The sequence below is a fragment of the Pseudomonas sp. SWRI68 genome (assembly GCF_014269165.1).
In the GTDB taxonomy this organism is placed as follows: Bacteria; Pseudomonadota; Gammaproteobacteria; order Pseudomonadales; family Pseudomonadaceae; genus Aquipseudomonas; species Aquipseudomonas capeferrum.
In genome coordinates this window covers 596,219-608,958 of record NZ_JABWRU010000001.1, presented here as the reverse complement: position 1 = coordinate 608,958, position 12,740 = coordinate 596,219, and the positions used below count along the sequence as shown (strand labels likewise).

Below are 12,740 nucleotides of genomic sequence, written 5' to 3'. Positions count from 1 at the left end.
ACGGCCCCATCGTTGGCAACAATGGAGGCACCTATGTCCTGGATCATCCTGTTTTTCGCCGGCCTGTTCGAAGTCGGCTGGGCGGTAGGCCTGAAGTACACCGACGGCTTCAGCCGCCCGCTCCCCACCGTGCTTACCGTCGGCGCCATGGTCATCAGCCTGGGCTTGCTGGGCCTGGCCATGAAAGAACTGCCGCTGGGCACCGCCTACGCCATCTGGACCGGCGTTGGCGCCGTGGGCACGGTGATCGCCGGGATCATCCTGTTCGGTGAGTCCATGGCCCTGGTACGGCTGGTCAGTGTGGCGCTGATCATCTGTGGCCTGATCGGCCTGAAAGTCAGCGCCAGCTGACCATGCCCGCTTAACGCAGGTCGCCGCGCAAGCGGCTGACCTGCTCGCGCAACAACTCAGGCTGCGCAGCCTCCACCGGCACCGCAGCGCCGGCCACGATGGTCACCCGCGACCACAAGCGCTTGAAAAACCCCTTGCCCGGATCACGGCTGAAAAAGCTGCCCCACAGCCCCTGCAACGCCAGGGGAATCACCGGCACCGGGGTTTCACCGAGAATGCGGCTGACCCCACCCTTGAACGCATCGATCTCGCCGTCACCGGTCAACTTGCCCTCCGGGAAGATGCACACCAGCTCACCCGCCGCCAGGTATTCGGCGATGCGCGCAAAGGCGCGCTCGTACGTGGCCTCATCCTCGCTGCGCCCGGCAATCGGGATGGCGCCTGCGGTGCGGAAGACGAAGTTGAGCACCGGCAGGTTGTAGATTTTGTAGTACATGACGAAGCGGATCGGACGGCGGATCGCGCCGCCGAGCAGCAGGGCGTCGACGAACGAGACATGGTTGCACACCAGCAGCGCTGCGCCTTCGTCGGGGATGCGTTCGAGGTCGCGGTGCTCCACGCGGTACATCGAATGGCTGAGCAGCCAGATCAAAAAGCGCATGGTGAACTCGGGCACGATGCTGAAGATGTAGGCGTTGACCGCGATGTTGAGTAACGACACCACCAGGAACAGCTGCGGGATGCTCAACTCGGCCAGCCCCAGCAGCACGATGGTGAGCACCGCCGACACCACCATGAACAAGGCATTGAGGATGTTGTTGGCAGCGATTACCCGAGCCCGCTGGTCCTCGGCCGTGCGCGCCTGGATCAGCGCATACAGCGGCACGATATAGAAGCCGCCGAACACCCCGAGCCCCACGATCGACAACAGAATCCACCAGGCTTGGCTCATGCCCAGTAGCGTCAACCAGTCGTGCGGCACAGGCGCAGCCGGCACATCGCCGGAATGCCACCACCAGAGCAGGCCGAACAGGGTCAGGCCAAACGAGCCGAACGGCACCAGGCCGATCTCCACCTTGCGCCCGCTCAGCCGCTCGCACAGCAGCGAACCGAGGGCGATGCCCACCGAGAACAGGGTCAGCACCAGGGTGACCACCGTGCCGTCGCCGTGCAGCCAGTCCTTGGCATACGCCGGGATCTGGGTCAGGTAGATGGCGCCGACGAACCAGAACCAGGAGTTGCCGACGATCGAGCGCGACACCGCAGGCGTCTGCCCCAGGCCCATGCGCAGGATTACCCAGGACTGCTTGAAGATGTTCCAGTCCAGTTGCATCTGCGGCGACACGGCGGCCGCCCGCGGGATCCAGCGGCTGGCCAGGTAGCCCAGCACGGCCGTGCCGACCACGCCACCCGCCACCACCGTGGCATAGCTGCCCGACGACATCATCACACCCGCGCCGATGGTGCCGGCCAGGATAGCCAGGAAGGTGCCCATCTCCACCAGCCCGTTGCCACCCACCAGCTCTTCTTCACGCAGGGCCTGGGGCAGGATCGAGTACTTCACCGGCCCGAACAGCGCCGAATGGGTGCCCATGCCAAACAGGGCTACCAACATCAGCGCCAGGTGGTTGGTGATAAAGCCCAGTGCGCCAATGGCCATGATGCCGATCTCGGCCAGCTTGATCGCACGGATCAGCGCGTCCTTGGCGAACTTCTCGCCAAACTGCCCACCCAGTGCAGAGAACAGAAAGAACGGCAGGATGAACAGCAAGGCGCACAGGTTGACCCAGATCGAACGGTCACCGTCGCCCAGGCTGAGCTTGAACAGGATCGCCAGGATCAGCGACTGCTTGAACAGGTTGTCGTTGAACGCACCCAGCGACTGGGTGATGAAAAACGGCAGGAAGCGCCGCTTGCCGAGCAAGGTGAATTGCGAGGGATGACTCATCGTCCTTGTTCCTGAGGGGCTTTTAGCGTTGGAGGCGCGCCGGGCGCAGAAAGCCACAAATCTGCAGGGTAAAAGCTGCTGCTGGCAAGCCCTCTGCTGCCTTATGCTGATACCCGGCAGACCCGTACGACAAGGACATGGCAATGCTCGCCGCCGTCAAGCACTACCCAGCGGCCGCACGCCGTGATACTGGCGGCAGTGTTCTACTGGATGGGCACCCGCAGGCATTGATGTTGGCGCTGCCGCTTGAGCAACGCCCTGCGACGACTCGCCACTGCGACCATCGTCTGCGCTGACGAACCGCCGCCTGCGTGCCAGACTGGTTGATCGGGACCGCGTTATTTTTTTTGCTCCGGAGTTTTCATGTCGTTGTCCAGCGGGCTGATCGCCGTGGTCGCCCTGGCCTATATGGCCATCATGTTCGCCATCGCCTTCTATGGCGACCGCCGCAGCACACCGTTGCCGCCGAAGCTGCGTGCCTGGGTGTACAGCCTGTCGCTGGCCGTGTACTGCACCAGCTGGACCTTCTTTGGCGCGGTCGGCCAGGCCGCCGAACAGCTTTGGGCATTTCTGCCGATCTACCTGGGCCCAGTGCTGCTGATGATCTTCGCACCCTGGGTACTGCAGAAGATGGTGCTGATCAGCAAGCAGCAGAACATCACCTCGATCGCCGACTTCATCGCCGCGCGCTACGGCAAATCGCAGACCCTGGCGGTGGTGGTGGCGCTGATCTGCCTGGTCGGCGTGCTGCCCTATATCGCCTTGCAGCTCAAAGGCATCGTGCTGGGCGTCAACCTGCTAATCGGTGCCAATGCCGATGCCACCGGCACCCGGGTGCAAGACACCGCACTGGTGGTGTCGCTGGTGCTGGCGCTGTTCGCCATCGTGTTCGGCACGCGCAGCCTGGATGTGACCGAGCACCACCGCGGCATGGTGCTGGCGATCGCCTTCGAGTCGCTGATCAAGCTGCTGGCCTTTCTCGCCGTGGGCATCTTCGTGGTGTTCAACCTGTACGACGGCTTCGACGACCTGTTCAGCCAGGCACGCCAGTCGATCCAGCTGGAAAGCTATTGGCAGGAGACCATCAACTGGCCCTCGATGGTGGTGCAGACCGCAGTGGCCATGATGGCGATCATCTGCCTGCCGCGGCAGTTCCATGTCACCGTGGTGGAGAACATCGAACCGCAGGACATGCGCCTGGCCCGCTGGGTGTTCCCGATGTACCTGGCCCTGGCCGCGCTGTTCGTGGTGCCGATCGCCCTGGCCGGGCAGATGCTGTTGCCCGGTACGGTGATGTCCGACTCGTTCGTGATCAGCCTGCCCCTGGCCGAAGCCCACCCGAGCCTGGCCCTGCTGGCCTTCATCGGCGGTGCCTCGGCCGCCACCGGCATGGTCATCGTCGAGGCCGTGGCCCTGTCGACCATGGTTTCCAACGACATGCTGCTGCCCTGGCTGCTGCGCCGCAATAATGCCGAGCGGCCATTCGAAGCCTTCCGCCACTGGATGCTCTCGGTACGCCGGGTGACCATCGTGGTCATCCTGCTGCTGGCGTATGTCAGCTACCGCCTGCTGGGCTCCACCGCAAGCCTGGCGACCATCGGCCAGATCGCCTTCGCCGCCGTGACCCAGCTCACCCCGGCCATGCTCGGCGCGCTGTACTGGAAGCAGGCTAACCGGCGCGGCGTGTTCGCAGGCCTGGCCGCCGGCATCTTCCTGTGGTTCTACACCCTGGTGCTGCCCATTGCCGCCCATAGCGTGGGCTGGTCGCTGGCGCTGTTCCCGGGCCTGGCGTGGCTGCATGGCAACCCGCTGAACCTGCCGATCAGCCCGCTGACCCAAGGCGTGGTGCTGTCGCTGGCGGGTAACTTCACGCTGTTCGCCTGGGTTTCGGTGCTGTCGCGCACGCGGGTGTCGGAACACTGGCAGGCCGGGCGCTTCATCGGCCAGCAGACCAGCGCCCGGCCCAGCAGCAAACCGCTGCTGGCCGTGCAGATCGACGACCTGCTGACCCTGGCCTCGCGCTTCGTCGGCGAAGAACGTGCCCGGCAGAGCTTCATCCGCTTCGCCTACCGCCAGGGCAAAGGCTTCAACCCCAACCAGAACGCCGACGGCGACTGGATCGAACACACCGAACGCCTGCTCGCCGGCGTGCTTGGCACCTCGTCGACCCGCGCCGTGGTCAAGGCCGCCATCGAAGGCCGCGACATGCAGCTCGAAGACGTGGTGCGCATCGCCGACGAAGCCAGCGAGGTGCTGCAGTTCAACCGCGCGCTGCTGCAAGGCGCTATCGAAAACATCAACCAGGGCATCAGCGTGGTCGACCAGAACCTGCACCTGGTGGCCTGGAACCGCCGTTACCTGGAACTGTTCAACTACCCTGACGGGCTGATCAGCGTGGGCCGCCCGATTGCCGACATCATCCGCTACAACGCCGAGCGCGGCCTGTGCGGCCCAGGCGAGGCGCAGGTGCACGTGGCCCGGCGCCTGCACTGGATGCGCCAGGGTCGTGCGCATTCTTCCGAGCGGTTGTTCCCCAACGGCCGGGTCATCGAACTGATCGGCAACCCGATGCCCGGCGGCGGCTTTGTCATGAGCTTCACCGACATCACCCCGTTCCGCGAAGCCGAACAGGCGCTGCGCGATGCCAACGAGGGCCTGGAGCAACGGGTGGCGGAACGCACCCATGAGCTGTCGCAGCTCAACCAGGCGTTGTCCGAAGCCAAGAGCCAGGCCGAAGCCGTGAGCAAGTCCAAGACCCGCTTCCTGGCCGCGGTCAGCCACGACCTGATGCAACCGCTGAACGCCGCGCGGCTGTTCTCGGCCGCCCTGTCGCAGCAGGCCGAAGGCATGAATGACGAGGCCCAGCAACTGGTGCAGCACATGGACAGCTCGCTACGCTCGGCCGAAGAACTGATCAGTGACCTGCTGGACATCTCGCGCCTGGAGAACGGCAAGATCACCCCGGACGCCAAGCCGTTCGCCCTCAATGAGCTGTTCGACACCCTGGGTGCCGAGTTCAAGGTACTGGCCGCCGAAAAAGGGTTGGAGTTCCGCCTGCGCGGCAGCCGCCTGCGGGTCGACAGCGACATCAAACTGCTGCGCCGGGTGCTGCAGAACTTCCTGACCAACGCCCTGCGCTATGGCAAAAGCCCGATTCTGCTCGGTGCCCGTCGCCAGGGTGAGCGCCTGTGGCTGGAAGTCTGGGACCGTGGCCCCGGCATCGCCGACAACAAGCTGCAGGAGATTTTCCAGGAATTCAAACGCCTGGACAGCCACCAGACCCGCGCCGAGAAAGGCCTGGGCCTGGGCCTGGCGATCGCCGATGGCCTGTGCCGGGTGCTCGGCCATTCGCTCGAAGTGCGCTCGTGGCCCGGCAAAGGCACGGTGTTCCGCGTCAGCGTGCCGATTGCCCGCCAGGCGGCACCCGCACCGAGTGCGCCGGTGGAACAGTCTGGCCAGCCGCTGGCCGGGCTGAACGTGCTGTGCATCGACAATGAAGACAGCATCCTGATCGGCATGAACAGCCTGCTCAGCCGTTGGGGCTGCCAGGTCTGGACCGCGCGCAACCGCGCCGAATGCGAGGCTTTGCTGACCAAGGGCATGCGCCCGCACCTGGCCCTGGTGGACTACCACCTGGACGACGGCGAAACCGGCACCGAACTGATGGGCTGGCTACGCGCACGGCTGGGCGAGCCGGTGCCTGGGGTGGTGATCAGCGCCGACGGCAGTAAAGAGACCATCGCCCTGGTGCATGCGTCAGGCCTGGATTACCTGGCCAAGCCGGTCAAGCCGGCCGCCTTGCGCGCCCTGCTCAATCGGCATCTGAGCCTGGTTCAGTAAGCGCTTCGCCCGCCGGGGTTTCATCGGACAGCGCCCGTTCCAGCAGGTCTGCCGGCAGGCTCTTGCTGGCACGGGCGCCAAGCAACTTCAGCTGCTCGGAGCGGCTGACCAGGTTGCCACGCCCCTCGCACAGTTTGTTGCGCGCTGCGGCATAGGCCTTGTCTACCTGCTGCAAGCGGCTGCCCAGTTCGTCCAGGTCCTGGATGAACAGCACGAACTTGTCGTACAGCCAACCGGCGCGCTCGGCAATCTCGCGGGCGTTCTGGCCTTGGCGTTCCTGCTTCCACAGGCTGTCGATCACCCGCAGGGTGGCGAGCAGCGTGGTCGGGCTGACAATCACGATGTGCCGGTCGAAGGCTTCCTGGAACAGGTTGGGCTCGGCCTGCAGGGCTGCCGAGAAGGCGGCCTCGATGGGCACGAACAGCAGCACGAAATCCAGGCTGTGCAAGCCTTCGAGGCGGCTATAGTCCTTGCTCGAAAGGCCTTTGACGTGGCTGCGCAACGACTGCACGTGCTGCTTGAGCGCGGCCTCGTCGTTGCTGCCGACGAACTGCTGGTACGCCGTGAGGCTGACCTTGGCGTCCACCACCACCTGCTTGTCGCCGGGCAACATGATCAGCACATCGGGCTGGAAGCGTTCGCCATCGGCGCTCTTGAGGCTGACTTGGGTCTGGTACTCGCGGCCCTTCTCAAGGCCGGCGTGCTCCAGTACCCGCTCAAGGATCATCTCGCCCCAGTTGCCCTGGGTTTTCTGGCCTTTCAGGGCCTGGGTGAGGTTGGTGGCTTCATCGGACAGGCGCTGGTTGAGCTGCTGCAAGCGCTCCAACTCTTTGCCCAGCGAGAAACGCTCGCGTGCTTCCTGCTGGTAGCTTTCCTCGACGCGCTTCTCAAAGGCCTGGATGCGTTCCTTGAGCGGGTCGAGCATTTGCCCCAGGTGCTGCTGGCTGGCCTGGGCAAAGCGTTGCTCGCGCTCGTCGAAGATTTTCGTGGCCAGGTCGGAGAACTGCGCACGCAGGGTATCGCGGGCCTCTTGCAGGTCTTCGAGACGCTGTTGGTGGCTCTCCTGCTGCTCGCGCAGTTCGGCGCCCAGCCGTGCGGCCTGGGCTTCCAGGCGCCGTAGCTCGGCTTCACGGTTGGCGCGTTCAAGGCTCCAGGCGTGGGCGGCATCGCGGGCGTTGTCGCGGTCGATCTGCAACAGCTCCAGTTCACGGCCCTGGGCTGCCAGCTGGGCTTGCTTGACGGTGTTGGCTTCGCTGAGGTCGCTGATCTCGTCGCGACCGGCCTCCAGTTGCGCCTGCAGCCCGGCCAGGGACAGTTGGGCGGCGTTGAGGCGCTCTTCGAGCAGGGCCTGTTCACCCTGCCGGGCCCCATGGCGACGCTGCACCTGCATGAGCCAACCCAGGCAGGGCACTGCACCCACCACCAAGCCCAGCAGAATGCTGGCCAGATCCACTGTCATGGTTACCCCGATCGAACCTTGATGAATGCTGCGCAGCTTATCAGCCTGGGAGGCAGGTTGCCTGCGCCCGCATAAGGGCCGCTAGTAGCCAAGCAGCGCTCAGCCTGAAAACCACTGCCCCAGCAACCGCCGCGCTTCCTGCGAGCCCTGCGCCGCCGCCAGTTCCAGCCAGTAGCGGGCCTGCTCGGGCGCGTTGGTTTGGCATAACCTTGCATACTCCAGCTGTGCGCGCCGATCACCGGCACGGGCGGCTTGACGCAGCAGTTCGTGGCCGATGCGCCGGTCACGGGCGTTGCCGCAATCACGGCACAGCATCTGCCCCAACCGGCTCTGGGCTACCACGACGCCCTGGCGTGCCGGCTGTTTCAGCAGGCGACCAGCCAGATGCTTGACCTGAGGCTTGTCACCCAAGCGCGGGCTGTCGAGCAGCCATAGGGCCACTTTCAGGGAAAAGCGTTTGGGTGGGGGCACTGACGACGTGTCAGCCGGGTTGGCGAGGTGTTTACCGCGAAACTTCATGAGCAACAGGAAAGGTAACTCGAAAGGCGCGCCACTCTACTCCATTTTTCCGGGCATGGCCTGTCGATTTATGGAGGATTGAAGAATAATTTCGATGATCTTTTCTTGACGTTTTCAAGTGGATGACCAACCGGCCTACGGGCGCCCGAAGATTGTCAGACAGTTCCCTGGTTTGCTGGCACGCCCGTCCTAGAGCAAGCGCTCGGGACAATCCACAGTTCCTGTGGATAACTCGGTGGACAACCCCCTTCGGTGCCCCCAAAACCCCCGTAAACTGGGGGCTCCAGTCAAACTGACGATTTTTTCACCAGCAAAAATTAGTGTTTTTTTTCATTGACTTAGCTTCCCAGTCAAGTCATTGGCGAGGCGCTTGGAACCTGTTGCCGCCGTGTTACAGCCTGCGCGCCAAATGTGCACAAGTGCACCACAAGCCTTCGTTTGAATGCACAAAATGAGTACATCCACGCCAATGCCAGCCATTTACCCCTCTTCACAGCCTGCGAAAGAAGCGCCATACTGCTCGGCTAACCTGCACCCTTGCAGAAGCACTTGCCAAACCGTTTTTTTTTCGGTAAGGTGCACCTCGTTAGTACCAAGCTGAAAGTCAATTGGCCTTAAGCGTCCTTGCAGAATCGCTCCCCCAACAGCGAAGCCTGCTGAAACCAGGACCGGCCCACTCGATGATTCCTTCGCCAGCCATACGCTGCCCAAGCTCGAATCACCTAGCAGATTGATCAGGATCCCACCCCGATGGCCTAGAACCTTGGCCCCGGTGTGCTGCCTGCCCTCTGAAGTACCTACCAGTCAGCCCAAGCGCCCACTATTTGATTGCGCTCCCTCTGGCTGCTTTGTTCCAGTCAGGTTCGTTCGTCCCTTAATAAAGGCGTCACTGGAACGTTTCTATCATGCACGGATCATATCCTCCGTGTTTAAAGCAGGAACCTCCAATAATATGCAAACTCATCCGCACATTCAGGCTGCCATTGGCACCCTCTCCCAGGCCTTCTCGCCGTTGAAGTGCCTTATCGTTGCCCCTCGCAAGGGCAGCTTCAGCTTTACCCTGGTGGACGAACACGGCGTCGCCTGCCATACCGAACGCCTGTACGCCGATCAGTACAGCCGCAAGGAACCCCTGCAGGCGGTAATCGCCCGGACGCGTCAGTCGCTCACTGCGTGAGCGGCGAATACCTCGCTATTCAAGCGCTGAATCGCTGTTTCGACACCCTGCCCGATCGTTCTTGGCGTAATTGCCGCACGGCATATAGCCAAGGACGTCAGGCAGCAATCGATTTAAAAACAGCTCTTTACACCACGATTATCACACTACACTTCAACTCGAGCGGTGCTAACCGCTTCCGGCGGGCCTGATCATTCACCAGCTGCCAAGCTCCAGCGCCCGTCCGGCCCTTACTTGCTCGAGGGCATTATGGGTATCGCTGCGAATGAATTGTGTCTGTATGTGATCCGGCCAACCCTGGTCTACCTGAACCGTCACTGCCCTAGCGCCGAAGCGTTGTTACTGGGCATTGCCGCCAGCCAGTCGGCACTCGGCTCAGCCTTGCACGACCGACGTGGCCATGGCCTCTACCGCATCGGCGAAACCCGCCACCAGGCGCTCTGGGACGAGTATCTCGCCCGCGATCCGGACCTCGCCAGCCTGGTCCGTGGCCTGGCCAGCCAACACGCCTTTCTCGGCGGCCCCCACCTTGAACTCACGGTAAACCTGCGCTACTCCACCGCCATTGCCTGGATGCTTGTCGAAGCCCAAGCCACGGCGCTACCGGCGGCTGACGACCTGCTGGGCCTGGCGCGTATCTGGCGGCAGGTTTTCCACCCCCAGGGTCGCCTGCGCGACTTCACTCAAGCCTGGCACACCTGCATAGATCAGAGATTGCCTCAGGCATCTTAGGAAACGCCCTACAGCATTACTGGAAAAAATGGAATTTTGGTCGGATTGTCCTACAAAACCGCTCTATCTCCTGTGATTGAGGCTATAGCGCGGCGCGCGATTTGTTGGTAGCTTTTCGCCCCGGAGATCCCAAGGAGTTTCTAATAATGAAAAAAGTAATGCTCAAAACCTCCCTCGGCGTAGCCGTTGCGCTTGCTTCCAGCCAACTGCTCGCCAGCGGCTTTGCCCTGAACGAACAGAGCATCAGCAGCATGGGGACAGGTTTCGCGGGACGTTCTTCTTCTGCCGATGATGCCAGCACCGTGTTTGGCAACCCGGCCGGCATGTCCCGCCTCAAACGCGAACAGATCACCGTGGGCGGCGCCGCCGTCATCGCCAAGTCCGATATCTCGGGCCGTGGCAGTAACCTCGGGGGGGAAACCGACGGTGACATGGTGCCGCTGGTCGGCGTACCGATGGGGTACTACGTCAAGCCGATCGATGATCACTGGAGCGTCGGTTTCGGCGTGTACGTGCCCTTTGGCCTGGTGACCGACTACGGCAGCGACGATGCCGCCCGTTACTGGGGCAAAAAGAGCCACGTCGAGGTCGTGACCTTCCAGCCAACCATCAGCTACGCCTTCAACGACAAGGTCTCGATCGGTTTCGGCCCAACCATCAACCGCATCAAGGGTGAACTGGGTTCGAGCCTGATCAACCCCTTCACCCCTGGCCGCAACGATGGTGAAGTGAAGATCAAAGGCGACGACACCGCCGTGGGTTACAACATCGGTATCCTGGTCCAGGCCACCGACAGCACCCGCGTCGGCCTGACCTACCACTCGATGGTCGACTACAAGCTCGAAGGCAAGACCCGCGTCAGCACCCCGCTGATCGGGCCGTTCAACGGTAACAAGTTCGACGCCACCCTGAAGATCAAGACGCCAGAGTCCGTCGACCTTTCGGTCACCCACGAACTCGACGACCAGTGGACCCTGTACGCAGGCAGCACCTGGACCCGCTGGAGCCGCCTGAAAGACATCACCGTGCAAAACGATGTGCCAGCGCCGCTGGCCGGTTCCGCGTTCCAGACCATCACCGAAGAGCAGAACTGGCACGACACCTGGGCACACGCCATCGGCGCGTCCTACAAGGTCAACAAGGAGTGGGTGCTGCGTACCGGCTTCACCGTCGACCAGTCGCCAACCAACAACCACGACCGTTCACCGCGCATCCCGACTGGCGATCGCAAGGTGTTCAGCCTGGGTGCGGGTTGGAGCCCGAACGAAGACATGACCATCGACGTGGCCTACTCCTACCTGTGGGAGGAAGACACCAAGGTCAACCAGGTCAGCGCGAGCAAAGGCAGCTACCAGGCCAAGTACGAGAACAGCGCTCATGGCGTCGGTGCCTCCCTTACCTACCGCTTCTGAGTCATCCCGCGCATGGAGAAACCGCCCTTGTGGCGGTTTTTTCATGCCTGGACCTGCCAGCTGTCACCCAGGCATTCGCGCAGGTAGTCCGTGAAGGCACGTACCTTGGCGGTCATGGCGAAACGATCGGCCAGGCACAGGTAGATATCCATCGGCTCGGTCTGGGCATAGGCCTGGCCGCTGTCGCTGTATTCGAACAAAGGCACCAGTTCGCCCGTGGCCAGGTAAGGCTGAACGATGAAGGCTGCCAGCCGGGTGATCCCGCCGTCGTGAAGCGCCATCTGGGTCAGGGCATCGATATCGTCGCTGATCAGCACGGTGCCGAACTCCGCCTCGAAACGCATGCCGTCGCGCATGAAGCCCCACCGCAGGAAGCGGCCATCCACCGGGTAACGGAACACCAGGCAGCGGTGCTCGCGCAGGGCTTCGGGCGCGGCAGGTACACCGGCGCTGGCCAAGTAACCGGGCGAGGCGCAGCAAATGAAGGGGATACGCGCGATGTGCCTGGCCAGCAGTTGGTCTTCCAATTGCGGGGCGATGCGCAGGCTGACATCCACATCTTCGCGCGCATGGTTGACCCGCCGATCAGTCGTTACCAACTCTATCGAAAGCTGCGGATAACGGGCACTGAATGCCGGAATCAACGGCGCCAGCACATGGCGACCGAAGGCCGAGGTCGACGCAATGCACAGGCGGCCCTGGGGCTCACTGTCGGGCGTGGTGACGGCCAGCTCGGCCTGGGCCAGATCACGCTCTACCTGCCTGACCCGCTCGTAATAGAGCGTACCCGCCGGCGTCAGCGCCATGCTGCGCGTGGTACGGCTGAGCAAGCGTACCTGCAGATGCGCTTCAAGCCGCGCCAGGTTCTGGCTCACTGCCGCCGGGCTTAGCCCCAGGTTGCGTGCACCTGCAGCGATGCTACCGGCTTCGACCACCTTGATGAAGCTGCGAATGGCATTGAGCAGGTCCATGTTGCGCCCTTTGGATTCGTAAGAATCTCTTTATAAAGAACTCAACCACGGTGGTCTACAAACCCTGCAGAGGTGATTGCTAACCTGCGCCCTCACTTACTGTTCTGGAGTTCGCATGAACAACCTGTCCCCGACACGCAGCCGGCGCAAACTGCGCCCCAGCGCCACACCCTACGTTTTCGCGTTCTACATGTCATCGATCATGGCGCTGTTGATGTGCTTTGTGATCACGGCCGCCAATGCGGGGGTGAATCCGCAGTACCTGGGCAATGTGCTGAAGGCTTACCAACTGGCCATGCCGGTGGCGTTTGTCTGCGTGTTGATGGTCAGGCCGCTGGTGGTGCGGCTGGTGGCGATCACTGTTCACCCTCATTGAATCGAAGGAATAGCA

At 62.7% G+C, this 12,740-nt stretch carries 11 protein-coding genes; 7 read left to right on the top strand and 4 right to left on the bottom strand.

Going from position 1 to position 12,740, the window contains the following annotated elements:
* Nucleotides 1–33: 33 nt before the first annotated feature.
* Nucleotides 34–351 carry a quaternary ammonium compound efflux SMR transporter SugE gene (gene sugE / locus HU770_RS02770; RefSeq protein ID WP_033700779.1) on the top strand — a complete coding sequence of 106 codons (318 nt, stop codon included), beginning with the start codon at nucleotides 34–36 and terminating at the stop codon, nucleotides 349–351.
* 10 nt (nucleotides 352–361) lie between these two features.
* Here the strand turns inward: sugE and HU770_RS02765 are convergent, their stop codons facing one another.
* The gene (locus HU770_RS02765) at nucleotides 362–2,239 is read right to left on the bottom strand and encodes an MFS transporter (RefSeq protein ID WP_186654588.1); all 1,878 of its coding nucleotides are present in this window, start codon (nucleotides 2,237–2,239) and stop codon (nucleotides 362–364) included.
* 143 nt (nucleotides 2,240–2,382) lie between these two features.
* Between HU770_RS02765 and HU770_RS02760 the strand changes: the two genes are divergently transcribed.
* Together HU770_RS02760 and HU770_RS02755 are read left to right on the top strand one after the other, a co-directional pair.
* Nucleotides 2,383–2,535 (top strand): hypothetical protein, encoded by a 153-nt coding sequence (locus tag HU770_RS02760; protein WP_186662999.1) that lies wholly within the window; start codon nucleotides 2,383–2,385, stop codon nucleotides 2,533–2,535.
* Nucleotides 2,536–2,602: 67 nt separating this feature from the next.
* Entirely contained in the window at nucleotides 2,603–6,079 is a 3,477-nt protein-coding gene (locus tag HU770_RS02755) for a hybrid sensor histidine kinase/response regulator (RefSeq protein ID WP_033700781.1), read from the top strand.
* Here the strand turns inward: HU770_RS02755 and rmuC are convergent.
* Complete coding sequence (gene rmuC, locus HU770_RS02750) at nucleotides 6,051–7,424, bottom strand: DNA recombination protein RmuC (RefSeq protein ID WP_186663050.1); 1,374 nt, start codon at nucleotides 7,422–7,424, stop codon at nucleotides 6,051–6,053. The genes HU770_RS02755 and rmuC overlap by 29 nt on opposite strands.
* Nucleotides 7,425–7,637: 213 nt before the next feature.
* Complete coding sequence (locus HU770_RS02745; RefSeq protein WP_186662998.1) at nucleotides 7,638–8,057, bottom strand: SEL1-like repeat protein; 420 nt, start codon at nucleotides 8,055–8,057, stop codon at nucleotides 7,638–7,640.
* 952 nt (nucleotides 8,058–9,009) lie between these two features.
* On the opposite strand from HU770_RS02745, the gene HU770_RS02740 reads away from it, so the two are divergent.
* From HU770_RS02740 to HU770_RS02730, 3 genes are all read left to right on the top strand, one after another.
* Nucleotides 9,010–9,234, top strand: coding sequence for a hypothetical protein (locus tag HU770_RS02740; RefSeq protein WP_033700783.1), 225 nt, complete (start codon nucleotides 9,010–9,012; stop codon nucleotides 9,232–9,234).
* Between the two features lie 249 nt (nucleotides 9,235–9,483).
* Entirely contained in the window at nucleotides 9,484–9,966 is a 483-nt protein-coding gene (locus tag HU770_RS02735; protein WP_047581696.1) for a hypothetical protein, read from the top strand.
* A gap of 146 nt (nucleotides 9,967–10,112) precedes the next feature.
* Entirely contained in the window at nucleotides 10,113–11,378 is a 1,266-nt protein-coding gene (locus HU770_RS02730; RefSeq protein ID WP_186662997.1) for an outer membrane protein transport protein, read from the top strand.
* A gap of 41 nt (nucleotides 11,379–11,419) precedes the next feature.
* Here HU770_RS02730 and HU770_RS02725 read toward each other — a convergent pair whose 3' ends face one another.
* Nucleotides 11,420–12,349 (bottom strand): LysR family transcriptional regulator, encoded by a 930-nt coding sequence (locus HU770_RS02725; RefSeq protein WP_186662996.1) that lies wholly within the window; start codon nucleotides 12,347–12,349, stop codon nucleotides 11,420–11,422.
* Between the two features lie 115 nt (nucleotides 12,350–12,464).
* On the opposite strand from HU770_RS02725, the gene HU770_RS02720 reads away from it, so the two are divergent.
* Nucleotides 12,465–12,725 carry a DUF2798 domain-containing protein gene (locus tag HU770_RS02720; protein ID WP_186654582.1) on the top strand — a complete coding sequence of 87 codons (261 nt, stop codon included), beginning with the start codon at nucleotides 12,465–12,467 and terminating at the stop codon, nucleotides 12,723–12,725.
* The last annotated feature ends 15 nt before the right edge of the window (nucleotides 12,726–12,740 follow it).

Coding starts and splice junctions, on each gene's coding strand:
- HU770_RS02765 (WP_186654588.1), bottom strand. CDS start 2,239: ATGAGTCATCCCTCGCAATTCACCTTGCTCGGCAAGCGGCGCTTCCTG.
- HU770_RS02745 (WP_186662998.1), bottom strand. CDS start 8,057: ATGAAGTTTCGCGGTAAACACCTCGCCAACCCGGCTGACACGTCGTCA.
- HU770_RS02720 (WP_186654582.1), top strand. CDS start 12,465: ATGAACAACCTGTCCCCGACACGCAGCCGGCGCAAACTGCGCCCCAGC.
- HU770_RS02725 (WP_186662996.1), bottom strand. CDS start 12,349: ATGGACCTGCTCAATGCCATTCGCAGCTTCATCAAGGTGGTCGAAGCC.
- HU770_RS02755 (WP_033700781.1), top strand. CDS start 2,603: ATGTCGTTGTCCAGCGGGCTGATCGCCGTGGTCGCCCTGGCCTATATG.
- sugE (WP_033700779.1), top strand. CDS start 34: ATGTCCTGGATCATCCTGTTTTTCGCCGGCCTGTTCGAAGTCGGCTGG.
- HU770_RS02735 (WP_047581696.1), top strand. CDS start 9,484: ATGGGTATCGCTGCGAATGAATTGTGTCTGTATGTGATCCGGCCAACC.
- HU770_RS02730 (WP_186662997.1), top strand. CDS start 10,113: ATGAAAAAAGTAATGCTCAAAACCTCCCTCGGCGTAGCCGTTGCGCTT.
- HU770_RS02760 (WP_186662999.1), top strand. CDS start 2,383: ATGCTCGCCGCCGTCAAGCACTACCCAGCGGCCGCACGCCGTGATACT.
- HU770_RS02740 (WP_033700783.1), top strand. CDS start 9,010: ATGCAAACTCATCCGCACATTCAGGCTGCCATTGGCACCCTCTCCCAG.